The organism is Acutalibacter sp. 1XD8-36, from assembly GCF_009917525.1.
GTDB lineage: Bacteria > Bacillota > Clostridia > Oscillospirales > Acutalibacteraceae > Acutalibacter.
Genome location: NZ_QZDU01000002.1, coordinates 96251 through 122023, shown reverse-complemented (window position 1 = coordinate 122023; position 25773 = coordinate 96251). Strand labels below are relative to the sequence as shown.

Here is a 25773-nt window from a genome sequence, read left to right as displayed (position 1 = left end):
AGTTTAATCTCTAAGGAGGCTCTAAAATTTTTAGGTTTCCAGCGAAAATGGGATTTAGCTTTTGACAGCTTGACAAAATCTACTACCGCATAAACCAACAGTTACCCCATAGCCTTTTCCAGCAGCGATTGGCAGCTGTCCACAACATCATATACTACATTGCCGCCGGAGATGGCCCTGAAGTGTTCTCTTGCACAGTGAATTTTGGACTGCTCAATCAGCCGTAGCTGCATGGAGTGCATGGAGCCCTTTGTCTCAGCGACAAAATAAACGTGCTTTACGGTATCCTTATAAAACGCGATGGCCCAGTCCGGGTTATAACGGCCCAGGGGAGTTGCAATATAGAAGCTGTCCGGCAGCTTCACGTAGACCGCCACATCTGTGCTTGCGTCAAGCTGGGCGGCAAAATTTCGCTCCACAGCCGAGTCATATACGATATGGTCGTACAGGTGCCTTTTGGTCTCCATCACATTTACGTCAAGCCTGCCTTTGATAGTCGGGCCGGTAAAGATATCCGTGTTATAGGCGTCGTCCAGAACCTCATAGGTTATATGCTCAATCACCGCCAGTGCCTTCTCGTCGTTAATCAGTGCGGCGGCTTTCACAATAAACTCCTCAGGGTTATCCTTGAACTGGCCGAATACAGATGGCTGCAGGCCTTTCAGGATGGAGGCGAGGGCTTTACGGGTCAGGCCGGTTTCGTCTACCAGCTTTCCAATCAAATCGTATTTCACATTTGAGTTTGCAGTAATTGCGGCGCTGTAGCGGATGGATTCCTCTTTAACAAAGGATGACCCGGAGAGCAGTTCTTCTTTGGACCTGATTATGTCCATCGCACCCTTCTCCACCTGGAAGTGGATTTTGGATACAAACAGTTTGCTGTTCAGCGCGGCAACTGCCTTTTGAATCAGCTCCTCGGTGTCAAAATCTACGGTATATACGGTTTTTGTCTTGATATTTGACCATAGCTCTTTGAACTCTGGCATATCCAGCTTGGCCCTGTCTATTTGGAGCTCCACATTATTTCCGCGGGCATTTTCAGGCTGCAAGCTCCGGGGGTCATAAATGGAGTCGATAATTGCAAACACAGAGGCAGCGGAATCCGCGACTTCTTCCGCTATTTTCAAATTTCCGTTTGCCTTGTCCTCGTAATATTTGTCAGTTACCATACCATTGCGGTCAATATAGCCGTTGGAAATCATATCGAATTGGATGGCAAAGGCCGTATTATAGTCAACCACCTGCTCATTCCCCGCGTCGTCGCTAATGACCTTGCCAACAAAAAGTTCAACCGTAACGGCCTGGGGACGGTCGGCTACGGCCTCGGCAATTTCTGTCTGCAGGCCCTTTGCAAATGAATCATAGCTTTCGTTTGCAATGACAGTGAGGATATTGATGTTATGCACATCATTGCCGAGGGCGTTTGTGTCCATCCGCTCGCCGCTCTGGCTTACGCAAAGGCGCAGGCCGCGCCCAACCTCCTGCCGCTTGCGCAGGGTGCTGCTGCTCTGCTTCAAGGTACAGATTTGAAAGACATTGGGATTGTCCCAGCCTTCCCGCAGGGCGGAATGGGAAAAGATGAACCGCACAGGGGAGCGCTCCGGGTTAGAGTCGAGCAGTAGCTCCTTGTTTTTCATAATCAGCTCATATGCGCTCACATCGTCGGAGATGTTTTCCTTCCGGCCCACCTTGGAGTTTACCATTTTTCCCTTGCCGTCCACCGAGAAATATCCGGCGTGAGTTTTAGCTGTGGGGATAGACTGAAGATACCTAATATAGGCGTCTCCACCGGCGGCAAGCTGCATATTGGCTATAACATCATTATATTCCTCCTCGAACATGACGGCGTATTTGCCGTTGGAAGGCTTGCCCGCACCGTCGTATTCGCGGTAGTTTGCAACCTCGTCAATAAAGAACAGGGAGAGCACCTTGACACCCTTGTAAAACAGCTGGCGCTCCCGCAGAATATGTGAGAGTATTGTCTCGCGTATTTGTATCCGCCGCAGCTGGTCCTCATCCACAGAACCTATGACGTCTCCGGCAAAAATCCTGATTCCGTTCAGGAACTCTACGCAGTCATTGTGACCGTCAATCTGCTTTATTACAAAGCCTTCTTTATATTCCTCCAGGCCGCCGGAGCAGTCGTAAAGATTGTCCCCAACCCTTACAATGCGGCTCCTTTTCTTGGGCGCGCTGCCGCTCAGCTTGACCTCAAACTGCAGGGTGGCGGTGGGGTCGCTTTTAGAGAGGTTAATGCTTTCAAGATAGATATAGCTGTCGGTGGCGGTGCTGCCCCTTTGGGCAATCCCCTTTACCTCGATTTTCTTCACAAGCCGCCGGTTATAGGCCTCCATAGCGTCCAGGCGGAACACCATGTTGTAGGCGCTGCCGCTTTTATGGGTAGCGGAATAGCGCAGGGTAAGAAGCGGATGAAACCCCTTCAGGCGCTCCTTGGTCTGCTTCCCCTCTACCGACTGCGGCTCGTCTATAATCAGAATGGGGTTGGTCTTTGCGATAATGTCAATGGGCCGGCGCGAGCGGAAGTCGTCCAGCTTCATATAAATCCTGCGGGCGTCCTTGCCCTTGGCGTTAAACGCCTGAGAGTTAATAATCATCACACTGATGGAGCTGTCAGAGGCAAAGCGGTCAATTTCGCTCAGCCTGGAGGAGTCATAGATAAAGAAGCGCGCCTTCTTCCCATATTCCTCGGCAAAATGCTCCTGAGTCATCTCGAAGGATTTATACACGCCCTCCCTGATAGCCACGCTGGGAACAACTACAATGAATTTGCACCACCCGTAATGCTTATTCAGCTCAAACATGGTCTTTATATAGGTGTAGGTCTTGCCGACGCCGGTTTCCATTTCAACGGAGAGGTTATAGCCGTTCTCCCTGCCCTCCAGCCTTTCAGAGGGCTTGAGCTGATTGGCACGCTGAATTTTATTAAGCTGCTCCAGGATTTGCCTGTCGGAAAGCTCCGGCACAATTTTATGGTTGCTGAACCCTGTAAAGTTCCTTTCCTCATTGAAGCCTACCTGATAGCTCCCATCGCCTCTGTCCATCATATAGGTGTGGGTCAGGCAGGGCTGCCCGGCGAAAACATCCACCACGGCTTTGGCGGCGTCGGCCTGGAATTTCTGGTGCTTAAATTGGAGTTTCATATATCCGAGACTTCCTTGGTTAAAATACTTAAAATTTATAATTAAGTGTGTCGGTTATATTACCTTCACTCTGGTATGGGGGGCCAGCATCTTAAAGATTTCACCCACATTGATTTTAGCCGGGCTGTTTGCAAAGCTGCTGTCCCGGAACACGGCCCGCAGGGGCTGGCGCTTCGCAATCTCCTTAATCACCGTATCAGGGATGTTCTCTTTAAAGCACGCAATCAAATCCCCCCCGTTATAGGTGTGGACGGTGCAGCCTTCAAGCTGCTCTGAAGTGTAGGGCATGGAAATTGGTAGCCCCCAATCCAGCAGGCAGCTGAACAGCAAGTCCAAATCCGTGCGGTCGGGCTTGATGTTGTCTACCATCTGGTCAAGCATTGCCTGGGTGTACTCACCGGCGGAGTAGTATACGTCGGTCATATTGGTGTCGTCCAGCTTGAAAACGCGGAACCCGCCGTCAAACTTACAGCCCGGGTTGTCCGCGGCTATTTTATCCGCGGCCCGGCGGATGCGCTCCTTGCCGATTTCACAGATAGTTTGGTAGCCGGATTTATATGCCTCACTGTTTTCGCCGCAGGGCTCAGGCAGCTGCACCATGATAAATTTCCGATTCCCGCCGTCTTTTGCGTTTAACTCCATGACGGCGTGGGCGGTGGTGGCTGTGCCGGAAAAGAAATCCAGGATGATATCTCCCGGACGGGTCACGGACTCAAGCAGCCGCAGCATTAGCCCGAGGGATTTCTGGCCCTTGAAGTCCTGCCCAATTTCAAGCAGCTTGGATATTTTTTCCCCGGAAAATGAAACTATGGCAATGCTGTTAAGGTCGTCATATTCATTGGCGTTCCAAGTGTCCTCCATAGGGTAGCGCTCAGGGCGGTTTTCATGATTTATAAAATGCAGCAGCTCCTTCTGGCCCTTTGCGTCCAGTCCAAGGGAGGAGAGCTTGGCTGTCAGGGCCTTATCCTTTTTGACCAGGGGCTTGAAATCCTGATTCTCTATGTATTTTTTAATAAAATCAAGCTCAGCGGAATTTTTGGAGTAAAACAGGATGGTGTCGTGGTTTCGGATGAAATTGGGGGCCGTTGTTTTATAACCGGAAAGCCACCCGATACGCCAGATGATTTCCCGCTGGAAGTTCTTCGGGCCAAAAACCTCGTCCATTATTTTTCTCAGGCTGGCCATCTCGTTAAAGTCAATGCTGATAAAAATGCTTCCGTCATCAGAGAGCAGGTTCCTTGCCAGCAGCAGCCGCGAATACATCATACTGCACCAGTCGGAGTGGAACCGCCCGTTTGAGTCGGTGTTGCGGAACATCCGGTCGCCGTTGCTGTCCACATGCCCGGACTCCTCGCTGTACTCCCTGCGGCTCATAGCAAAATCATCCTGATAGATAAAGTCGCTGCCGGTGTTATAGGGCGGGTCGATATAAATCATCTTCACCTTGCCCAGATAGCTCTCCTGCAGGAGCTTCAGCACCTCCAGGTTGTCGCCCTCGATGTATAGGTTTTCGGTGGAGTCCCAGTCGGTGCTCTCCGCCGGGCAGGGCCGAAGGGTCTTGCAGATGGACTTATTTGCCTCTGCGAAAGCAGCTTTCTTGCCAACCCAGGTAAATTCATAGGCCTCCCCGCCCTCAAGCACCTCGTCAGACAGCATTTGCCGCAGCAGGTCAAAGTTGACGGCCTTTTTCAGCCTGCCGTCCTCACCACGGGCCTCGGTGATACAGGCGGGGAACAGGGCGGCAAGCTTCTCAATATTGGTTTGGGCCAGGTCAGGCGTTTGCATTTTTAGTTTGTCCATCACTACTACCTCCAGATTACGCCGGGAGCGCCGACAGCCGCTGTTGAAACCCCGCGTTTAGATTCATATTATATCACAAACCGGCATACCGGTCAAATATTTGATATAAGGGTGCTGTCTAAATGTATTGTCCTGTGGAAGCTTGGAGAATAGTTGAATATTTGTCAAAATTATGTTATACTGATACCATTGATATCTTCGGAGAATGCAGGATAAAATTCAAGAAAGGAAGACAGCTGATGGGTTCAGGGAAGAACGAGTGGATAGACAAATTTTGGGTGCGGGACAGAGGCTTTTACAGAAACGTCCTGCTGATACTAATTCCAATAGTGCTGCAGTCCATCATAAACCAAGGGGTAAACATGATGGACACGGTGATGGTGGGCAAGCTTGGCGAGGCGTCTATTTCAGCCTCAAGCCTTGCAAACCAGTTTTATAATATATTTACATTTCTGTGTATGGGCATCAGCGCGGCAGGGCTCGTGCTCTCCAGCCAGTATTTCGGGGCCAACGACCTGCGCACAGTGCGCAGGGTGTTCGACCTTATTTTGCAGATAGTCATTATCGGCGGGGCGGCCTTCGCCATTGTAACCTTCCTGCTGCCAAGGCCGATTATGCGCATTTTCAGCACCGAGGAGGACGTGATAGAGCTGGGGGCCCAGTATCTGCGCATTACCGCGTTTATTTACCTGCCCCATGGGGTCAGCCTGGTGGTCTCCAATGTGATACGCTCTATCGGAAACGCAAAGCTTGGGCTTTACGTCTCTATCGCCTCATTTATTGTGAATATCGGGGCCAACTACATATTTATCTTTGGCAAGCTGGGTGCGCCTGCCCTGGGAGTGATGGGCGCGGCGGTAGGCACCCTGATAGCCCGGGGGGTGGAGTTCCTGTTCTGCGCCATATACCTGCTGAAATATGAGAAGACCCTGAAGTATAAGGCGGCAGGCCTGCTCAAGCTTCCGGGCAGGGGGCTGTTCGGGGAGTTCAGGCGGCTTGGTATGCCCGCGATAATCTCCGACTCACTGCTGGCCCTTGCCGCAAGCGTGATATCCATAATCCTGGGGCATATGGGCAAGGAGATTGTCTCGGCATACGCCATTGTCACGGTTATGGACCGCATGGCGACTGTGGCGATACAGGGGGCCACCAGCGCGGCGGGTGTGGTAATCGGGCAGACCGTGGGCAGGGGCGAGTTCAAGCGGGCCCAGACCGAGGGCTGGACATTCCTCATACTGTCGGCAATAATAGGCGTTATCGGTGGGGTGCTGGTGCTAATTCTCGGGGAGTGGTCCATCGGCCTGTACGAGATAGAGCCCTCCACGGTGGATATAACTGTCAGCATGATGGAGGCAAGCGCCATTATAGTATTCTTCCAGGCGATTCAGAGCGCCCTGTCAAAGGGGATACTGCGGGGCGGCGGGGACACAAAATTCCTCATGATTGCCGACATCATCTTCCAGTGGCTGGCGTCCATACCCCTGGGAGCCATGGCGGGGCTGGTGCTGGACCTGCCCCCGGCCCTGGTGCTGGTGGCCCTGCGCGTGGACTTTATCATTAAATCGGTATGGCTGGTGTTCAGGCTGAAAAGCGGCAAGTGGATTCACCGGGCGAAGAAAATGGGGGATGACTGAGTTTTCCTTAAATCCTCTTAATGCCCGCCGGGACATTTTACCGAATACAAAGCAGACAAGCAAATATCCCCGCCGCTCCTCATACACATAAACCACAAAGGCTAACTGTATAGAGGAGTGACCCATATGTTTTTAGCAAATCTCATAGATATGCTCTCCCAGGCGTTCTACCTGCTGCTGCACGTAGCGGGGGCGGGGAGCTTCCCCCGGGCGCTGAGCGCGGCGGCGGAGCGCCGGGCCCTGGACGAGATGGCAAAGGGCGATAAAGTAGCGCGGCAGAAGCTCATAGAGCATAACCTGCGGCTGGTGGCCCACATCGTCAAAAAATACTACGGCGGCAGCGACCAGGAGGACCTTATCTCCATCGGGACAATCGGACTTATTAAGGCAGTGGACACCTTTGACCCGGATAAGGGGATAAGGCTGTCGAGCTATGCTTCCAGGTGTATTGAAAAACCTATGCTCACATGACTTCTGCATGGCGGGTGAGTGTGCCGCTGGGAGGAAGCTGGTATCTGATGTGTCGGAACGGTGTTTATGCGCCACTTTATGTTCTTAGCTTTCGCCTGCCAGCGGCCCATTGTGCGGCTGATGCACAGAAGTTTTCTTGTGCCTATGAGGACTTGCACAGCGTATCGGAACGCCTGCACTGGTGCCGGTATCGGATGGGGCTAATGCAGAAAGAGGTGGCCCAGCAGGTGGGTATCTCTCAAACTCTATACGAGGAAATGGAGCGCGGGGATTGCCAGGAGTACCCGGCTCATGCGGTGGACAAGCTGGCGGCACTATATCAGGTACCGGTTGAGGATTTGTTGGATGAGTACAGTCGGTTCCTCTATGACGGGCCGATTGACCAGATACGCGCCGCTCGGGAGAGGTTGGGGCTTAGCCGAAAAGCGTTTGCGGAGTTGGCGGGAGTCGTGGAGAAGTCAGTGCGGGATTGGGAGATGGGGAGGAAGAAGGTCAGTAAGAAGAGTTGGGAGAGGCTAAAAAAATATCTTTCCCCTTTTTATCCTGGAAAAGATGTGGTAGAATGAAAGAAAGTCAGAGTGACGGAGGAACACACTGTGAAATTATACACCATCATCGGCGGCGTAAACGGCTGCGGAAAGTCCAGCCTGACCGGAGCCTTGAAAGCGGAGCGGGACGACTTGGGAATAATCATCGACCCGGACAAGCTCTCGGCAAAATTGGGCAACTATGGGGCCGGTGGCCGGGCGGCGGTTGAAAAGATAAACGAGTGTCTTACAAAGGGCTTGAACTTCACTCAGGAGACTACCCTCTCAGGGGCCCGCACCGAGCGCACCATCCGGCAGGCTAAGGAGCTGGGCTACACTATCCGACTCTACTATATTGGCCTGGACAGCCTGGAAGAAAGCCTGCTGCGCATTGAGAACCGGGTCAAAAAGGGCGGGCACAATATCCCTCAGCGGGATGTGGAGCGGCGGTATGCAGGACGGTTTGAGGCTCTGACAAAGGTACTGCCCTACTGTGACGAGGCCCGGTTCTTCGACAATGGCAACGGATTTGTAGAGGTGGCACGGTATGAGAACGGAGAGCTGATGGCTATCACTCAAAGTCCGCCGGAGTGGCTGAAAGAACTCGTGACTCTTTTGTAACGAAAAATTGACCCGCTCCATTTCATGAAAGGAGGGGAAATTCCATGTGGAATTGTGATTGGGAATACGAAAATCAAGAGACGCTGGAGCAGTGGTATGAGGAAAAGATCTCCGGAGCTAAGCCGGACTCGGCAGTGCGAAAAATCATCTGCAAGGGCTGTGGGCGGGTATTCTATACGCAGATCGCCAGCATGAAGTATTGCAATTACGGCCTGTGCGGAAACCGGGGATATCAGAAAGATTTGAAGCAGCGGCGCTTGGAGAAAAGGCAAAACCAGGTCTGCAAGAGTTGCGGGAAAGTCTTCACGCCGAAGCGGTCAGATGCGCTCTACTGTTGCAGCGCCTGCCGCCAGCGGGCTTATAGCCGGAGCGTTACGGATAGCCAAGGGGCCAAAATGACCTCTTACCGTAATCGTAACGGTAAAGCAAAAGTCCCGGAGAGAAACACTCTCTGGGACTTTTACATATTAAGTCGCAGTATGAAATTTTTCATGGACAGATTTTCTCCTATCATTGTTTTGATTTGTGTTTATATGTTTGTTATAGCTTTAATTTTTGTTAGCGACTTGGTTCATCATTTGCAGGAACGATACGCTCGCTTTTCGCGGCGTTGATTACTGCTTTCATCAACTCAATTCTTTCCCTGACAGAGCCCCGCGTGCAGTTGACTTTATGTATTACCACATCCGCATGGGCCTGGGCTACTCGCTGGGACAACTGGCGCATTCCATCTTCGGTCTGGGGATAGTGCATAACAATCTTAAATGACTGGCTCTTGGGCAAAGGCGGCACCTCCATTTCAATAACACATACGTCTTATAGCTTGTACAATATGCTTGCTCATGGTGCCATGCCTTAACTTTCTTCATCGAAGTCAACTGGAGCATCTTTCACTCCAGTAACCGCCTGCTCAATCCGACGCAGTGCATCCCGCAGGTGTATTACTTCCTCGTAACACTTTCCCTCGTCCACAAGGCCGGTGGCGTTAGCCATGAACGCAATCTGGTTCATATTGCTACCAATCTCCTTCAACTCCCGGGTCATGCCAAAGTAGTCAGCAGGCGGAGTCTCGCGGGGGTTGTAGTCGTGAATCAATAACCGGATGTAGCCAGACCTGGTCAGCCCGCATTTGCGTGCCTTGCGGGTAAGGCGCTTGTAGTCCTGCTCGGTCATCCTCATGTCAAACTTCTTCTGATTGCCTATAAAAATCATCCTTTCCATTATGTCATAACTCTGAAGATAAGGGGGTCGCAGGGTTCTCCCTGCCCAAGCTGTATTGTCCTCACACGTGTCCACACGGGTGTCTGGACAAATGCGATGCTGGCTCGTACTGAAACCTCGTAAAAACTCAGTTTCAGAACTTGGCCCCTGCGGGGCCGTTTTCAAAGGTCAAAGTACAGAGGTGTTCCAACGGAATATAGGGGTAAATATATTTGCTCTCGCGTAAGAGGTAATGTTTTGGCCTGGAACACTTGGAACACCCTCATGTTTGCCGGGTGAAAGCACCACCTATTTTAAGCTGTACGCCGCAGAACATAGCCGTTGGATTAACAAATTTTCCGGCTCCCTTTGGACGCTTTTTCTGATTTGAGTGTACCCCTCCATACCCTGTTTGAATGTGGGATAAGCGTCTGCATACTGCCCGTTTTGCGTACACCAGTCCCGATATTCGCGGTAAGGTTCTCGGTGCGGACTTCACCATACGGGTCGGGCGTGAGCATTTCCTCCACGAACCGGGTCAGTTTATCGCTGTCATGCTGATACTGCGCGGTAGCGTTCAGCACCGATTGGGGCGGCTCGAAACCGGTTTCCTGCATTAGCCACAGCCCGTTTAAGCACCAGTTCAGCACGCCGGACAGCTCCTTTTCCAAGCGCTTTTTGAGAGTTTTATCCTGCTCCTCAGGCTCAAAATGACGGTTTAATGGCAGCACTTTCACTCGCCCGGAGCTGAAAACCGTCACGTCAGTGGCCGTTGGTAGGTGATTTGTGTTGATAAAAAGCTTGAATTGCGGCTTGAACTCGAAGCTATTTTCATTCAGAAACCGGGCGCTCATAGTGTCGTTGCCGGTCAAAGTCTTTACAAGCGCGGCGCTCAAAACCATCTGTTTATCCGGCTCAGAGATATTCACGGCCCGCGCTCCGGCCAGCTTTGCTATGTCCTCTGAGGGGCCGCTGGCGTTGTAGTTTTGGCGTAAAGCTATCGTTTCTGGCCGCGCAGCCTTGCCATATCCACCCAGCATCTTCATATAAGTTTCCATAACCGTACCTTTGCCGTTGCGGGTCGTGGGGCCGTAGAGTAGGAAGAAACACTCCTCTGATGTATCTCCAGTGAGACCGTAGCCTAGGGCTTTTGGAGGTAGGATGAGAGGTTTAAGTCACCCTGCATAACATCAGAAATTGTCTTTTCCCACAGGGTGGAACGAGCGTCCGGGTCATACTTCACGCAGGAAATTGTTGCCAGCATATCGGCTGGGTCGTGCTCATGAAACTCTCTAGTGCGTAAGTTTAGCGTGCCATTTTTGCAGTTGAACAGGTAGGGTTTGCTGTCAAAATCGCTGAGTTTTGCCGGGTAAATGCCCATTGCGTCTTTTAGAATTATCTCCCGATAATGGCGAATCTGCCAGCGCTCCACAGCCTTGCGGTACTCGTTACGGTCACGTCCATCGGGGAGGGATAAGGCGTAAATCACCAGCTCATCGGCCAGCTTTTTGCACAGTTCCATGGCCTGGAGATTACCTATATCCGGCTCCCACAGCTTACCGGTGAAGATGTACCACATCTTCCGCTCGGGGACATAGCGGGCAATATCCCGGTAGTAGTCGGCAAATAGATTGCTGTTGCCGATGTCGGTCACGGTGTAGCGGGGATTGCTTTCGGGCGCTAGCTTTTCTAAAGCCGACATTTTCTCGCTCATAGGCACCCCCTTTGACTTCCATGACCGCTCATGCTACAGTATGCTTGTGAATGAAGCTCTTGCTCTTTTCCGACGTTGCCGCGCCGGGAGAGGGCCTTCCTTTTTGCGCTCATTGCACCACCTCGCTTTCTGCGGCATTCAACTTGTCCATAAGTTTAGGCACGTTGATGAAATACACTGTGCCGCTCTTAATGCAAGGTACTGTACCGTCCTTACAGCCATTGCGAAGGTAGTACATAGAGCGGCCGGTGACGCGGGAGGCATCCTTAATCTTCATGAATGGCGTTGCTCCCTTCTCCTGGTTGGTCTGACTAGCTTTGTTCATTGGCATCCTCCTTTTTGTTGATTTAATCTTGACAAGATTCTATTTACTTGCTACACTCTATTGTAGACATCAGCCGCCTATTTGTCAAGCATTTCAGTTTAACAAAGTCAAAGCACAACAGAAACAGACTTTTTTATGAAGGAGAATGTCAATGCCAAGAAAAAAACAACCGGCCAGCGTTACTGAGCAAGGTGTCTTTCCTACTCGCTTACGCCAGCTCATGGAAGAACGGAAGACGACCCAAAGGGTATTGGCAGAGGCGGTAGGAGTTCGCCCTCAGACAATTAGTTTATATACTACCGGACAAAGCTACCCCGATGTGAATGGGCTGAGGAAGATAGCCGCGTATTACCAGGTTTCCTCTGATTGGCTGTTGGGGCTTACGGAGCATCAGACTACCCGGCCAGATATGAAGGCTATATGTGAGTTTATTGGAATCCAGGAGTATAATCTTCCGTTCTTGCGCGGTTTTTTTCATCACGACCCGGAACACGCCAATTACCTCTTTGAGAATCCCTATTTTCAGTCGGCGATTATGGCTTATATTGCCTATAACAGATATCAACTGATATCAAAAGAGGCTCAAGAAGGTATCGATATCCCTGAAGGGGAAAGTCCTGACTTTACCGTGTATGCCCTGCAAAGGGAAAGTATGATGGATTGGGCGGTGGCCTCTCAAAACTTCTCGGCGCTGCTGGCGAACAAGGAGTTCGAGCCGAACCGGTTGACTGCTAAGGAGGTAGAAGATGCCATTGCAGAGGGCCGGGAATGTGTCCATCAGCATTTGGCGGAGTCCGAGGCGTTCCGATATACACTGCACTTTTTATCTGATAGACCAGTTGAATATGGGAGGGAAAATAATGCCGAGTATAAGGGAGAAACAGACGAAAGCGGGGAATAAATTCTACGAGATTCGCGTCAGCCGGGGGAGGGGCAAGTCCTACCTGACCACCCGTTGGTACCCGCCGGAGGGGTGGAGCAAGCGGGCAGAGAAGATGTTTGAAGAGACACATACTACAACGTGACGGAAAATTTTACCGTCACGTCAAGGCAGCAATTTGGTGGCCGACAATAAACCGCCCACCAGAACGAAACTTTGTCGTTGTGATTATGTGGGATGGTGGCGGATTGCACCGCCACCAGAAAACGGCATGGACGAAACGGTTTCGGTGACGTTGCCACAAAATGGTCACGTGCAAAATGAACGCGACCATCTGTACACAATATATTGTATAACAAGTTTATAAAAATGCGCAAATACTCATTATACTGTTGATTTTCCTGTGAAAATGTGGTAGAATAAGAAAAACTATATCTTGAAGGACAGTTTATAATGGATTTGGAATATTTGAAGCAGTTCCGCGCAATCAAAGAAGTTGCGGATATTATTGACGAGATTGAGAAGCTCGACTGGCTTGCATATCAAAATGACTGGGATGCAGTAGATAAGCATCTTCAAGATGTTTCCCAAAAGCACATCGTTGAAAAGGCCGTCTACAACTCTGTAAATCAGACCCCGCCCCAGTCCATTCAGCAGTCTGCCGCAAATTGCCGTCAATTTTTGCTGGCGCTTGGAGCAGAGAAAATTACAAAGGAACTTTCCAAACACCTTGGAGGAAACTGATATGTCCACCAACCTCTCCAAACAAAAGCGGGACAATTTGCTCTCCAAGATCTCCGCCATCCGTGCCTTTATTAGCGCTGCGCCCCAGGATGAGAACACTGGCAGTCTGCTTACCTATCTCTCCGACTTGGAGAAAGACGTGGACGGCAAGAAGTACGGCCTTGTTTTCGAGGAACACCAGGAGGCCATCGATGCGGTTCTGGCGGAGTATGCCCCGGTGCTGACAGAAGAACCGGCGCTTCTGATCGACAACGGCGGGGAGATGAACTTCCTGTTGGAAGGGGATAATCTGGCGGCGCTGCGGCTGCTGGAAAAGACCCATCGGGGCCGGATTGACCTCATATATATTGATCCGCCGTACAATACCGGTAACAAGGATTTTGTCTATGACGACTGCTTTGTGGACGCGCAGGACACGTTCCGTCACAGCAAATGGCTGTCCTTTATGAGCAAGCGGCTGGAGCTGGCGAAGCACTTGCTCAGTGAGAGGGGCGTTATTTTCATTTCCATCGACGACCGGGAGCAGGCGGGATTGAAGTTCCTGTGCGACAGCATTTTCGATGAAAGCTGTTTTGTAGCTGACGTTTCCTGGCAGCGGACTTATTCCACCCGCAACGACTCCAAGGGTATTGTCAGCGAGGTAGAACACATCCTTGTTTACAGCAGCAAGCCGGATTGGAGTCCCAATAAATTGCCGCGAACGGAAAAGATGAACTCCATCTATAAAAATCCTGACAACGATATTATGCCGTGGACGAGTGACAATCCTTTTGCACCAGGAGCCGCAACGCACCAAGGAATGGTCTATGCGATTCAGCATCCGTTCACTGGTGAGATGATTTATCCAACGAGTGGCTCTTGTTGGCGGTATCAGCAAAATGATATGTTGGAAATCATGCGTGGCTGGTGTGATTACGAATTACGAGATTTACAAGATGCTGAAAAACGGGCCTCTGTTTGTGGCATTTCAGTAGATGAAATAAGGGCTGATGTGCAGGCTATTGTTTTATCTAACCCGCTAGAAGTTGCATCTGAACAGGCGAGAAAAGTTTATGATAGAGGACAATGGCCTAAATTTTTCTTTACAAAGAAAGGAAAGGGCGGTATTCGTCGCAAGACTTATCTAAACAATGTAGGGGGGAAATTACCCACCAATTTTTGGCCCTATTCGGAAGTTGGACACACCGATGAAGCAAAGAAAGAAACTGGGAAACTCCTTGGCGATATGACCGCTTTTTCAACGCCGAAACCTGTCCGCCTGATGGAGCGGGTCATTACGGTTGCCTCGCAGCCGGACAGCATTATCCTGGATTTTTTTGCCGGGAGCGGAACCACCGGCCATGCTGTGTTGGCCCACAATGCCGCCCATACCGATAGCCGTCGAAAATTCATTCTCTGTACCAATAACGAGAACAACATCTGCCGGAATGTGACCTATGAGCGCATCAAGCGGGTGATTGAGCGGGAAGGCTACGCGGCTAGTCTGAAATATTACCGCATCGACTATGTACCCATCAACGAGCAGCTCTATTATGAGTATGCAGACAAGCTTCTGCGCCACGTCCGGGAGTTGGTGGAGCTGGAGAACGGCGTCAACTTTATCGAAAACGCTGAGATTGCCATTGTGCTGACAGACGAAGAGTTGACGGACTTTATTGCCCACCCAGAAACGTTTTCCAAGTGCCATACGTTGTACCTGGGCCACGACATTCTGCCCACCGGGGAGCAGGATGCTATCATCAAAGAGCGGGGCATCCGAGTCAATATTATTCCCGACTACTACTACCGAGGACAGGAGGGCTGACCATGCGGCTTGCAAATTTTCAGCTGAAGGCCATCGCCAATCTGATGGAGGCCATGTCCGGCCCTGAGCAGGAAATCATTCTGAAAAGCTGCACTGGCAGCGGCAAGACCATCATCTTGACCCATTTCATGGACGAGTACGGCAAGAGCTTTTTCCGCAAGGTCTTTGTCTGGCTGACACCTGGCAAAGGTGACTTAGAGGAGCAAAGCAAGGCCAAGATGGACAAGTACATCTACGGCAGCCATACCAAGCTGCTGACGGATGTGATGACCTCCGGATTTGAGGAAAACGACGCCTGTTTTATCAACTGGGAAAAGCTGACAAAAAAGGGCAACAATGCCTTGAAGGATGGTGAGCGCACCAATTTTCTGGAGCATATTCGGAACGCTCAAAATAGAGGTCTCTCCTTTGTTGTTATCGTGGACGAGAGCCACCAGAACGATACCGTGAAAGCGGCGGACATCCTCCACTATTTCGCGCCGGAGAAAATCATCCGCTGCTCTGCCACACCGAAAAATTACCCCAAAGCTCAGCGGATTGAAATCCCAGAGGAAGATGTGATTGCGGAAGAACTCATTAAGAAAATGCTGGTGATAAATGAGGACTTTCCTCAGTCACTTCAAGTGGAAAATGAAACCGCCTATTTATTGGAGCGAGCTTTGAATAAACAGAGGGAATTGCATAGCGCGTTCCTTCAGAAAGGGTCAAAGGTCAATCCGCTGATCATTGTTCAAATTCCGAATAAGAACGAAGTCATGCAGGACGAAATCGAGCGCTGGTTCGAGGCCCAGGGCATTTCTTATGAAAACGGCCAACTGGCAGTCTGGCTATCAAAAAGGCACCAGAACCTGGAGGGCATTGAGCAGAACGATGCCCCGCAGATTGCTATTATTATCAAGCAGGCTATTGCCACTGGCTGGGACTGTCCCCGCGCGCATATTCTGGTGAAGCTACGGGATAACATGAGCGAGACATTTGAGATACAGACCATTGGGCGCATCCGACGGATGCCAGAGGTGAAACACTACGGCATCGACCTGCTGGACAGTTGCTATCTCTATACCCTGGACGAGAAATTCACCGAAGGAGTCAAGACGAGCATGGGAAAAGGCGCATTGGACGCCGCCACGCTATATCTGAAACCGAGATTCAAACAGATCACCCTGATCAGTGAGCAGAAATCCGGACTTGCCCAGCCTCGTGACGCCGCCGCTGCATTGACAGCAATGGTACAATATTTCGCGCAAATCTACCATACCGGAAATAGTATGACCGAAAACCAAACCAGACTGGAGACGGCTGGCTATCTGTTTTCTGAGGATATTGTGGACTATACAAAATCCGGCGCAGTCTCCACATTGAACGCCAATCAAATTGCTGATCTAAATGACATTAGCATACGAACTCCGCTGAACACCCATGTTCATGGTCGGGAGTATCACCACCGTGTGGCAGAGATCGGCCTGAAGGTCGGGCTGGAGTATGCGCAGATGAACACCATCCTGCGGCGGCTCTTTGACAAGAACACCAAGTGTGCAAACAAGCTGCTGGCACTGGAGACACGGGGGGTCTATGCCTTTGTGCTGAACAACGCCCACCGCATCAAAAACGATGTACGGCAGGCGATGGCGGTCATGCTGGAGCAGCAGATCGTCAAGGCCCCCAGTATCACTACTGTGGAGTTTCATATTCCCCAGTCTTGTCTGTTTACCTATGATGGAACTGCAAAGTCTCAAGCGGAGATGGAGAAAAATGTGTATGCGGGCTACCTGGCCTCGGCTGAGTTTCGGTCCGCCTCGGAGAAGAAATTTGAGCGTTTTTGTGAAGATCGTGGTGCGGTGGATTGGATTTATAAGAATGGTGACAAGGGCGCGGAGTATTTCTCCATCGTGTACATGGACAGTTTCGGCAAGCAGAAGTCTTTCTTCCCGGATTATATCATCAGCGTCCGGGGCGAGATATGGGTTATTGAAACCAAGGGTGGCTTTGACCGGACAGGAAAGAGCAAGGATATTGACATATTTTCGCCAAAGAAATTTGAGGTCTTGAAGAACTATCTGGTGAAGTATGGGCTACATGGTGGCTTTGTGCGAGAGGATAAGCAGAGCCAGGAGCTGTGCATCTGTATGGAGGAATATAGCGAGGATATTAATAGCAGACAATGGAAACTCCTATCAAGCATGATTAATTCGACTATCACCATAGCAAAGTGAGGTGAGCGGAAATCAGTAAGAAACATGACCCCGTTAAGCAACACCATATACCACAAGTGTACTTGAGAAATTTCTGTAATCCGACCAACTCTATAGCAGTACTGGACACACACAGCCGAAAAGTATTTTCTACCGGAGTTAGAGCAGTTGGGGTGGAAAAAGACTTTTATACTCTAAATAAGCTTGAAAATCCTTATTGTTGGGAGCGCATCTATGCTACAAGTATAGAGCCTATAATGGGAAAACTCTTTAAAAAAATCGCCGCACGCACTAACCGGCTTGTCCCTATGGGTACGGTCATTTTGGATGACACAGAAAAAGTTCAGCTTGCTGCTGTGATGGTTATGCAATTACTACGAGGAAAGCAAACACGAGAGTTTGAACGTAATCTATTTAAAGCATATTTACCAGACGCATTTGAGAAAGCAAAAAAGAAATTTGGGCCTTTGAATGAGGAACAGCTCAAGTTATCATCAGAATTTGCTACGAATGAGTACTACTTTAAGCATATTTCTATGGATCTAGCTTTTGATATGAATAGAATTACTATGTTTAGCGAAGCTCTTTATAATCGCACATTTTTATTCCTTAGAATTTGTGGCAACGCAGAATTTATCACCAGTGACAATCCGGTTTTGTTTATAAATGGCCGCACAGGAAATGCCCGTCCGTTTTCTAACGGGCTCTTACACACAAGTACTGTTGTTTATTATCCAATTTCACCTAAACTGTTGCTTTGTGCCCTTCATCCGGAATCATTTTGGGGAACGTTCTCAGATCAAGATTGCCACATTGTCGAGCTTGACAGTCATGCAGAAGAAAATTTTTTTGCAACGATAAATCGAAAACAGGTTGCGCAATGTTTTAGGCACTCGTTCGCACGGTCGTTGTCCTCATTAGAGAAATATAGGAAAACATACCATTAGATATATTCCCACTAAAAAGCAGGAACGACAAAGCCAAGGAAATTCAGACTGCAAAAGCACAAAAAGTTTGTTTATATTTCTGTTCCTCCCTTTGTCGAACAAAAAACTCGTTATGGTTAAGCTGGGGAAATGCTGCCGCTGTGTGAGAGAATGAAGGAGGTAATATAGTGAACGGTGAAGTAACTTGTCCAGTATGTCAATCAACAGCATATGCACAAGCGGATTATGCCCTAAATCGTGTTTTCTATGAATGCCCCGTGTGTGGGCGGTTTCAGCTTTGTGCTCATGGTTCAACAGGAATTGATGAAAACCGTTTAGCATCGTATCTGTTCTATCACTGTTTTAGCCATAAAGGAAACACGGAGTACCGTTATCATACTCTTCTCAATAAAGATATTTGCGACGAATATAGAACTGCTTTTGACAACGGCGATATCACGCATGGGCGGCCTGTTCACATGGACGCAGAGATTGTAGGAGCTTGGTACCCTAAGACTTTTTCAGAGCGTGTAGACCATATTCTCTTATATTTATCTGAACACATGGCTCATATGGGGCAGTTCATTTCTTTTAACTATCAGGAGTCGCTAAGTTTGATGTTTATAGATCGGAAAGAAAACATTCCTAAAGCTATACCCTTTGTGGACACCTTAGAGAAAAGGCGCAGCAGGGAAGATTATGGCAATGAACTGAAATATATGCTCAACTGGCTTTCAGAAGATTCCTATGTTGAACACCATTTTGGAACTACAGAGGATACCTATCTCAAACTACGATTGACACCCAAAGGCTATAGCCGGGTTGATGAACTTCAAAAGTATAGGGCATCTGGTCGTAACGTTTTAGTTGCTATGAAGTTTGGCGATGATACTAAAACATTAAGAGAAGCAATCCGAGAGGGGATTCGAAAGGCTGATTATCAAGCGGTTTTTATTGATGAAGTCCAACATAATGAATTTATTACGCCTGAACTGCTTAAGTACATCCGTGACAGCAAGTTTGTGGTAGTTGATTTAACACACCAAAATAATGGCGCTTACTTTGAAGAAGGCTATGCGATGGGGCTGGGTAAGCCAGTTATTCAGCTGTGCAAAAAGGATATAAAGCTTCATTTCGATATTGCACAAAAGAATACGATTATGTGGGAAACGGAAGCCGATATTCCAGAAAGGCTCTGTAATCGCATCAAGGCAACGATTGATTAAACCCAAAATAAGCAAAGAGGTTACGGCAAAAAGTGCCGTGACCTCTTTTTGCGCCGCCTACCGTAAATTTAGTCTGTACATTTTTGCTACTCTATGCTATACTATGCCAAAACACATACCAAAAGGAGCAACTCCCATGCCCCCCATCGCCATCTACTCCCGCAAATCCAAATTCACCGGCAAAGGCGAAAGCATCGGCAACCAAATCGAGCTGTGCCGGGAATATATCCGCCTGCACAACGGCGATGCCGCCGCTGACGCCGCCCTCGTCTTCGAGGACGAAGGCTTCTCCGGCGGCAACCTGAACCGTCCGGCCTTCCAGCAAATGCTAAGAGCCGCCCGCGACCATGAAATCAGCGCCATCGTGGTCTACCGCCTGGACCGTATCAGCCGCAATATCAGCGACTTCTCCACTCTTATTGAGGAGTTGAGCCGCCTGGGTGTGGCCTTCATCTCCATCCGGGAGCAGTTCGACACCGGCAGCCCTATGGGCCGGGCCATGATGTACATCGCCTCCGTGTTCTCTCAGTTGGAGCGGGAAACCATCGCCGAGCGAATCCGGGACAATATGCACGAGCTGGCCAAGACCGGCCGCTGGCTGGGCGGCAACACCCCCACCGGCTACCGCTCCGAGAGCGTACAGGCCGTCACCGTAGATGGCAAGAGCCGTAAAGCCTGCAAGCTGAAACTCCTGCCGGATGAGGGGGAGTTGGTGAAGAAAATCTACGCCCTCTATGCCCAAACCGATTCCCTCTCCAAGACAGAGGCCGAGCTACTGCGCCAGGGTGTCAAGACCAAAACCGGCCGGGATTTCACCCGGTTCTCTATCAAGAGCATTTTGCAGAACCCGGTCTACCTCATAGCCGACCAGGATGCCTATCAATTCTTCATTGACCGCAAGGCCGACCTGTTTTCCGCTCAGGTTGACTTTGACAGCACCCACGGGATGCTGGCCTACAACCGCACCGACCAGGAGAAAGGCCGGGCCACAATCTACCTGCCGGTCGACCAGTGGATTGTCACCGTGGGCCAGCACCAGGGGCTGATACCGGGCCAGGAGTGGGTCAAGGTGCAGGAGAGCTTGGATCAGAACCGCTCCAAATCCTACCGTAAGCCCCGGAGCAACCAGGCCCTGCTCACCGGCCTGCTATTCTGCTCCTGCGGCAGCCGAATGTACCCAAAGCTCTCCAAGCGCCTGGGGCAGGACGGTCAGCCCCTGTACACCTACATCTGCAAGCGCAAGGAGCACAGCCAGGGGAGCCAGTGCGCCCAAAAGAACGTCAGCGGCAACCGGCTGGACGCCACCGTGATTGAGGAAATCAAGGGCCTGACCGAGGATAAGTCAACTTTCGTGAAGCTCCTGGAAAAGAGCAGGAGCTTTTATTCCGGCGACCGGGCCGGGTATGACGAGCGGTTAGCAGCACTCCGCACAGAATGTGCGGACGTAGAAACCAAGCTCACCGCCTTAGTTGATTCCCTCGCCGAGCTGAACAGCGCAGCCGCCAAGAATCAGGTTGCAAAGCGCATTGACGAGCTGACCGCACAGAAAGAAACCCTCCAAGCCCGGATCACCGAGCTGGAGGGCCTTACAGCTCAAAACGAGCTGAGCGCGGAGGAGTTTGACATACTCACCCAAATGCTCAGCGGTTTCCGCACCACAATAGACTTGCTGTCTGTAGAGGAAAAGCGCGCCGCCATCCGTACCGTGGTGCAGAAGGTGGTCTGGGACGGTAATTTGGCCCATGTGGTGCTGTTCGGCGCGGAAGGGGACGTGGACTATACAACTGTCCCAGATTTGATTCTCCCATGTGAGGATAGCAAATGAAATCCTCATGTCCTTCCGCTGGGGCCGCAAGACCGCCCGGGATGTGTCCATCAACGAGCCCATCGAATCCGACCGGGACGGCGGCGCCCTGACGCTTATGGACACCATGGCAGCCGAGGACACGGTGGTGGACGATTTGGACCTGCGCATGAAGTCGGAGCAGCTCTACGGCTACCTGCCCGCCCTGGAGCCGCGGGAGCGCAATGTGATAGTCATGCGCTATGGGCTCGGGGGGCGCAAGGCGCTGCCCCAACGGGAGGTGGCGGCGAAGCTGGGTATCTCCCGCTCCTATGTTTCCAGGATAGAGAAGCGGGCCCTGGAGAAGCTTAGGGCCCGCTTTGAGGAGGGGTAGCGCTATTCCTGTGCCCGGGCACGCTTTTTCATGGTTTTAGCGAGGAGCTTTTTAGCCCCGATTCTTGCAAAGGCTATCAGCAGGGCAGCTGCCATGGATATGACGAACACCAGCAGCGGTATCATATGGTACACCCCGAACTCAAACTGCCAGGGGTGATTGGCCCAGTATATGCTCCTGATAAGGTCCAGGAAGTATATATGTATGATGTACACTGTAAATGCCGTCTCCCGGCCCAGCCAGGCTATGGCCCGCACAGCCTTTGGCGCGTCCGTGAGTGAGTATCTGAACGCCAGATGCGCCAGCAGGAGCGTGGTGGCTATGGAGCCGATATACAGCTCCCAGGCTCCCAGGGCCCGGTACTCGAAGATGGTGAGCGTCGCGGCGAAAAACAGCAGGGACGGGTAGAGGAACCCGGATATTTTGAGCTTATCAAATGAGCTGGTCCTTATGAGCTTACCTATAAGGAAGAACGGCAGGCCGAAGAGCAGGAAGTTGCGGTAGTGGTAGAGCTGGAAATTAACCTCAGGATTCCGGGTGAGAAGCTGATAGAGGGTGAGCCCGCCAAGGAGCAGAGCTATGGTAAAGGCCCATTTCACCCATTGGGGGAGCTTATCAAAGAGCCAGCCCAGCAGGAGGTCCAGTATAAGGATGTACAGAAACGCCCCCAAAAACCAAAGGTGCGCGCTGATAGGCGACTCATTAAAGAGCAGCAGATTTTTTACGGAACCCTCCGGGAATATCTGCTGCATCCGCAATTTTACAAGGAACTCGTTGGACTGATGGGAGAGGTCCAGGGTCAGATAGCAGAGGTTTGCCAGCACTGCCCAGGCAAATATGCGCAATATCTGGCGGAGCTTTCTTTCCCGGGACATAACGGCGCAGAAATACCCAGAGAACAGGAAGAAAAGGGGCACCGCAAACCGCGCCAGCGCTACGGTCTCCTCAGCCCCTGCCACCCCCGAGCCGCTGAAATTGTGCAGGCACACAACGGCAAAGGATGCTGCCAGCCGCAGTATGTCGATAGTCAGATTGCGTTTCACGGTGTATCAGTCCTTTTTGGAGTTATTTCGATTATTATAGCATATTGTGGGGAGTTGTCAATATCTGGGGGGAGGGCAAAATGGGGGCACGGCCTACATTTGTCTACACTATAGCGCAGCTTACGCCATCTGCCGTGCAGGTCAGGAAAAACCCCTTGCGCCAGCTATGGCAAGGGGCTATACTATGCTTGCAGCTGCAGAAAATGAGAAGGGGGCGGACAATGAAAATTCGGGTGGAAGAAGTACCGGGGCTTATGGAGACAGAGGTGGTGGTGCGGTGCGGCAGGGCCGGCGGGGATGCGGCGAGGGTGCTTGCTAAGCTCAGTGAGCTGGAGGCTGAAGGGACCGGCAGGCTCACCGGGCAGCTGGAGGGGCAGACATACCTGCTGGACCCTGTGAAGGTGCTCTATGCCGACACTGCCGACAAGCGCACGTTCCTTTACACCGCCGGGGGCGTATATGAGACTGAGCTGCGGCTCTGGGAGCTGGAGGAGCGCCTGCGTGCAAGGGACTTCTTCAGGGCCTCAAAATCGGCGCTGGTGAACTTCAACGCCATAAGGTCCCTGCGCCCGGACCTGGGCGGGAGAATAAGGCTCACCATGGATAACGGCGAGGCAGTTTATGTGTCAAGACAGTACGCTCCGGGGCTGAGGGAGCGGTTGGGGCTTTGAATTTAAAAGGTCCGATTTGAAAATGGAGGCTGATATAATATGAAAAAATTTCTGAAATTTATAGGCGAGCTCAAGACCTGGGGGTGCCTGAGCTTTACGGGAGCCATATGTATCTATATGTTCATCGACGGGCTCTGCGGCGGGGAGTATATCCGCTATTCCCTCGTCGTCCAGATGCTTGCCATGTGCGGCATAATCACCCTTTTGCAGTATGTTTTCTTTTCCGGTCAGGTGCTGAAAAAGCCCAGCTACTGGCTGCGCCTTGTGATATTCATGGGGCTCATATACGGAGTCTGCTCCGGCTTTGCCTGGGCATTCAAGTGGTTCCCAATGGGCGACCTGGGGGCGTGGGTGTCCTTTGTGGTGATATTCTTCATAGCCTTCGTGGTGCTCTGCTTGGGGTTCGAGATATATTTCAGGGTGCTGGGCAAGAAGTACGACGAGGCCTTGGGGAGGAAGAAGAGCATGAGGGACGGAAAGTGACTGGCGGGGCCGGGAGTTTTCTCTGGCGTATTTACCCGAATCATGAAGAAACCGTGAACAAAACGTAACAATCTAAAAAGTCTTCTCATGGGGGGTTGACAAGCCCGGGGGTTGGAGCTATAATGTTTACGTTGTAGTATACTTTTCAAGTATCGCATCGCACACCCCTGCCTTTTAGGCGGATGGGAGGGATATGAATGGCTGAGATACGGCTCAAGGAAAATGAGTCCCTGGACAGTGCTCTGCGGCGCTTTAAGAAGCAGTGCGCCCGCGCTGGCGTTATCCAGGAAGTTCGCAAGCGGGAGGCTTATGAAAAGCCCTCCGTCAAGCGTAAGAAGAAGTCCGAAGCGGCCCGCAAGCGCAAGTACAAGTAAGCGAGGGGCCGGGAAGCGGAGTGCCGGTCGCGCGCTGCAGGGCGTGCGGGCTGTATGCTCCGTCTGCTGTTAAGCTGCAGACCTGATGAAAGGCGGGCGCTCCGCATGGTGTTGGCGCCCGCCTTTTTCTTGGGGACAGGAGGGCGCGACAAATCATGGGAGTATTCACACCGACAGCCGTGAAGCAGAGGGCCAGGGACGTGGGGCCGGAGCTTCTCAGGCGCCTGGGAGCGAAGGCTGTGCTGCTGGACGTGGACAACACCATCGCCACCTACACCTCCCACGAGCCCGCCGAGGGCGCGCTGGAGTGGACCAGGGAGCTGTCCCGGGCCGGGTACAAAGTGGTGATAGTGTCCAATAACTATAAAAAGAGGGTGTCGGCATTTGCCGCAAGGTTTGGGCTGCCGTACATCAGCTTTGCTATGAAGCCGCTGCCTTTCGGATATGTGCGGGCGGCTAAAATGCTGGGGCTCAGGTGCCGGGACTGCGTTATAATCGGGGACCAGATTTTTACCGATGTAATAGGGGCAAATATGTGCGGGATGAAATCCGTGCTGCTGGAGCCCATCGAGCCCGAGGAGGGCTGGACGTTCAGGGTGCGCAGGCATTTTGAGCGGGGGTCGAGAGTTAAATTTAAAAAGAGAGAGGATGTTATAAAATGAAAAATCCCGTTGAGCGCATACGCGACAGGCTCATCGCCGGGGACAGGCAGAAGGGCGTTATGGTATATTCCGAGCGCAACCGCCGGTACTTCACGGAGTTCCCCTCGGACGCCGGGGCGCTGCTGATTACCGCGGAGGGCGCGTACCTCCTGCAGGACTTCCGCTATGAGGAGGCGGCAGGCTACAGCGCCAAAAACTGCACTGTGGTGGGCTTCAAGAATTTTGTGGAGAAGCTCTGCGAGCTCATGGAGCAGGACGGCGTGAAGCAGGTCTATATGGAGATAAACAAGCTCTCCGTAGCCGACTCAAGGAAGTTCGAGAAGGCCTTTAACGAGAAGGGCATTGAGGTTGTGCTGGACGAGACCCTGGACAATGCCATCAAGGACCAGAGGATGATAAAATCCCCTGAGGAAGTGAAGAAGATAGAGGCAGCCCAGGCCATCACTGACGCCGCCTTCCAGCATATCCTGCCCTTTATTAAGGAGGGCGTCACAGAGCGGGAGCTGGCCCTGGAGATAGAGTTCTTCATGCGCAAGAACGGCGCCGACGGCGTGGCCTTCGACCTTATTGTCGCCGCTGGAAAGAGCGGCTCCCAGTGCCACGCGGTGCCGGGGCAGAACACGGTGCAGAAGGGCGACTTTATCACCATGGACACCGGCGCGCTCCTGGACGGCTACCACTCTGACATGACCCGCACCGTTGCCCTTGGCAAGGTGAGCGACGAGCAGAGGAAGGTATATGAGACTGTCCTGGAGGCCCAGCTGGCGGTTATAGACGCTGTGAAGCCGGGAATGCTCTGCAAGGACGTGGACAAGATAGCAAGGGATATTATTGAGAAGGACTACCCTGGCACCTTCGGACACGGCCTGGGCCATGGTGTCGGCTTTGAGATACACGAGTGGCCGGCGTTCTCCTCAAAGGACGATACCGTCTGCGCCGAGGGAATGGTGGTAACCGACGAGCCCGGCATATACCTGCCGGCGAAGTACGGCGTCAGGATAGAGGACATGCTGCTCATTACAGAAGATGGGTGCAGGAGCCTTACAAAGTCGCCGAAGGAGCTCATTGAACTGTAAGAAAACTATTGCATTTGAGCGCAAAATATATTAGAATAAAAGCATAGCAAGTTGTCAAGAAT

26 protein-coding genes are annotated in these 25773 nt (G+C 51.4%); 19 read left to right on the top strand and 7 right to left on the bottom strand.

What is annotated here, in order from left to right:
• Positions 1–101 precede the first annotated feature (101 nt).
• Both D5270_RS04080 and D5270_RS04075 read right to left on the bottom strand, forming a co-directional pair.
• A complete protein-coding gene (locus D5270_RS04080) occupies positions 102–3161 on the bottom strand; it encodes a type III restriction-modification system endonuclease (protein WP_166542891.1) in 3060 nt (1019 codons plus the stop codon).
• Between the two features lie 54 nt (positions 3162–3215).
• Positions 3216–4961: a site-specific DNA-methyltransferase gene (locus D5270_RS04075; RefSeq protein ID WP_166542890.1), complete on the bottom strand. Its 1746-nt coding sequence runs from the start codon at positions 4959–4961 to the stop codon at positions 3216–3218.
• Between the two features lie 239 nt (positions 4962–5200).
• Between D5270_RS04075 and D5270_RS04070 the strand changes: the two genes are divergently transcribed.
• From D5270_RS04070 to D5270_RS04050, 5 genes are all read left to right on the top strand, one after another.
• Entirely contained in the window at positions 5201–6595 is a 1395-nt protein-coding gene (locus tag D5270_RS04070) for an MATE family efflux transporter (RefSeq protein WP_166542889.1), read from the top strand.
• Positions 6596–6721: 126 nt separating this feature from the next.
• Positions 6722–7066: a sigma-70 family RNA polymerase sigma factor gene (locus D5270_RS04065; RefSeq protein WP_166542888.1), complete on the top strand. Its 345-nt coding sequence runs from the start codon at positions 6722–6724 to the stop codon at positions 7064–7066.
• 152 nt (positions 7067–7218) lie between these two features.
• A complete protein-coding gene (locus D5270_RS04060; protein ID WP_166542887.1) occupies positions 7219–7632 on the top strand; it encodes a helix-turn-helix domain-containing protein in 414 nt (137 codons plus the stop codon).
• A gap of 30 nt (positions 7633–7662) precedes the next feature.
• Positions 7663–8214: a zeta toxin family protein gene (locus tag D5270_RS04055; RefSeq protein WP_166542886.1), complete on the top strand. Its 552-nt coding sequence runs from the start codon at positions 7663–7665 to the stop codon at positions 8212–8214.
• 44 nt (positions 8215–8258) lie between these two features.
• On the top strand, positions 8259–8828 hold the full coding sequence (locus D5270_RS04050) for a hypothetical protein (RefSeq protein WP_166542885.1): 570 nt from the start codon (positions 8259–8261) through the stop codon (positions 8826–8828).
• 241 nt (positions 8829–9069) lie between these two features.
• Here the strand turns inward: D5270_RS04050 and D5270_RS16570 are convergent, their stop codons facing one another.
• The 4 genes from D5270_RS16570 to D5270_RS04030 form a co-directional block, all read right to left on the bottom strand.
• Complete coding sequence (locus D5270_RS16570) at positions 9070–9393, bottom strand: plasmid mobilization protein (protein ID WP_207709294.1); 324 nt, start codon at positions 9391–9393, stop codon at positions 9070–9072.
• Positions 9394–9761: 368 nt separating this feature from the next.
• Positions 9762–10577: a DNA primase family protein gene (locus D5270_RS04040; protein ID WP_166543315.1), complete on the bottom strand. Its 816-nt coding sequence runs from the start codon at positions 10575–10577 to the stop codon at positions 9762–9764.
• The gene (locus D5270_RS04035) at positions 10556–11128 is read right to left on the bottom strand and encodes a hypothetical protein (protein WP_166542884.1); all 573 of its coding nucleotides are present in this window, start codon (positions 11126–11128) and stop codon (positions 10556–10558) included. The genes D5270_RS04040 and D5270_RS04035 overlap by 22 nt, the downstream gene beginning before the upstream one ends.
• 109 nt (positions 11129–11237) lie before the next feature.
• Complete coding sequence (locus D5270_RS04030; RefSeq protein WP_166542883.1) at positions 11238–11453, bottom strand: hypothetical protein; 216 nt, start codon at positions 11451–11453, stop codon at positions 11238–11240.
• A gap of 151 nt (positions 11454–11604) precedes the next feature.
• Here D5270_RS04030 and D5270_RS04025 point away from each other — a divergent pair, with 151 nt between their 5' ends.
• The 9 genes from D5270_RS04025 to D5270_RS03985 all read left to right on the top strand — a co-directional run bounded on the left by D5270_RS04025 (position 11605) and on the right by D5270_RS03985 (position 21402).
• Positions 11605–12354, top strand: coding sequence for a helix-turn-helix domain-containing protein (locus D5270_RS04025; RefSeq protein ID WP_166542882.1), 750 nt, complete (start codon positions 11605–11607; stop codon positions 12352–12354).
• The gene (locus tag D5270_RS04020) at positions 12314–12478 is read left to right on the top strand and encodes a hypothetical protein (protein WP_166542881.1); all 165 of its coding nucleotides are present in this window, start codon (positions 12314–12316) and stop codon (positions 12476–12478) included. The genes D5270_RS04025 and D5270_RS04020 overlap by 41 nt, the downstream gene beginning before the upstream one ends.
• A gap of 308 nt (positions 12479–12786) precedes the next feature.
• Positions 12787–13077 (top strand): hypothetical protein, encoded by a 291-nt coding sequence (locus D5270_RS04015; RefSeq protein ID WP_166542880.1) that lies wholly within the window; start codon positions 12787–12789, stop codon positions 13075–13077.
• Position 13078: 1 nt separating this feature from the next.
• Positions 13079–14881, top strand: a complete 1803-nt coding sequence (locus D5270_RS04010; protein ID WP_166542879.1) for a site-specific DNA-methyltransferase — start codon at positions 13079–13081, stop codon at positions 14879–14881.
• A gap of 2 nt (positions 14882–14883) precedes the next feature.
• Entirely contained in the window at positions 14884–17094 is a 2211-nt protein-coding gene (locus D5270_RS04005) for a DEAD/DEAH box helicase (RefSeq protein ID WP_166542878.1), read from the top strand.
• An 11-nt stretch (positions 17095–17105) separates the two neighbouring features.
• Positions 17106–18020, top strand: coding sequence for a DUF4238 domain-containing protein (locus D5270_RS04000; RefSeq protein WP_330587419.1), 915 nt, complete (start codon positions 17106–17108; stop codon positions 18018–18020).
• Between the two features lie 167 nt (positions 18021–18187).
• A complete protein-coding gene (locus D5270_RS03995) occupies positions 18188–19225 on the top strand; it encodes a hypothetical protein (RefSeq protein ID WP_166542876.1) in 1038 nt (345 codons plus the stop codon).
• A 136-nt stretch (positions 19226–19361) separates the two neighbouring features.
• Positions 19362–21050 carry a recombinase family protein gene (locus D5270_RS03990; protein ID WP_166542875.1) on the top strand — a complete coding sequence of 563 codons (1689 nt, stop codon included), beginning with the start codon at positions 19362–19364 and terminating at the stop codon, positions 21048–21050.
• Positions 21034–21402 (top strand): sigma-70 family RNA polymerase sigma factor, encoded by a 369-nt coding sequence (locus D5270_RS03985; protein WP_330587379.1) that lies wholly within the window; start codon positions 21034–21036, stop codon positions 21400–21402. The genes D5270_RS03990 and D5270_RS03985 overlap by 17 nt, the downstream gene beginning before the upstream one ends.
• A gap of 2 nt (positions 21403–21404) precedes the next feature.
• Here D5270_RS03985 and D5270_RS03980 read toward each other — a convergent pair whose 3' ends face one another.
• Positions 21405–22445, bottom strand: coding sequence for an acyltransferase family protein (locus tag D5270_RS03980; protein WP_166542874.1), 1041 nt, complete (start codon positions 22443–22445; stop codon positions 21405–21407).
• A gap of 221 nt (positions 22446–22666) precedes the next feature.
• Between D5270_RS03980 and D5270_RS03975 the strand changes: the two genes are divergently transcribed.
• The 5 genes from D5270_RS03975 to D5270_RS03955 all read left to right on the top strand — a co-directional run bounded on the left by D5270_RS03975 (position 22667) and on the right by D5270_RS03955 (position 25711).
• Positions 22667–23116 carry a LytTR family DNA-binding domain-containing protein gene (locus D5270_RS03975; protein WP_166542873.1) on the top strand — a complete coding sequence of 150 codons (450 nt, stop codon included), beginning with the start codon at positions 22667–22669 and terminating at the stop codon, positions 23114–23116.
• Between the two features lie 39 nt (positions 23117–23155).
• A complete protein-coding gene (locus D5270_RS03970) occupies positions 23156–23599 on the top strand; it encodes a hypothetical protein (RefSeq protein ID WP_166542872.1) in 444 nt (147 codons plus the stop codon).
• Positions 23600–23796: 197 nt separating this feature from the next.
• The gene (rpsU, locus tag D5270_RS03965) at positions 23797–23973 is read left to right on the top strand and encodes a 30S ribosomal protein S21 (RefSeq protein WP_016404966.1); all 177 of its coding nucleotides are present in this window, start codon (positions 23797–23799) and stop codon (positions 23971–23973) included.
• A 155-nt stretch (positions 23974–24128) separates the two neighbouring features.
• Positions 24129–24635 (top strand): YqeG family HAD IIIA-type phosphatase, encoded by a 507-nt coding sequence (locus D5270_RS03960; protein WP_166542871.1) that lies wholly within the window; start codon positions 24129–24131, stop codon positions 24633–24635.
• The gene (locus D5270_RS03955; protein ID WP_166542870.1) at positions 24632–25711 is read left to right on the top strand and encodes a M24 family metallopeptidase; all 1080 of its coding nucleotides are present in this window, start codon (positions 24632–24634) and stop codon (positions 25709–25711) included. Before D5270_RS03960 ends, D5270_RS03955 begins: the two co-directional genes overlap by 4 nt.
• Positions 25712–25773 lie beyond the last annotated feature (62 nt).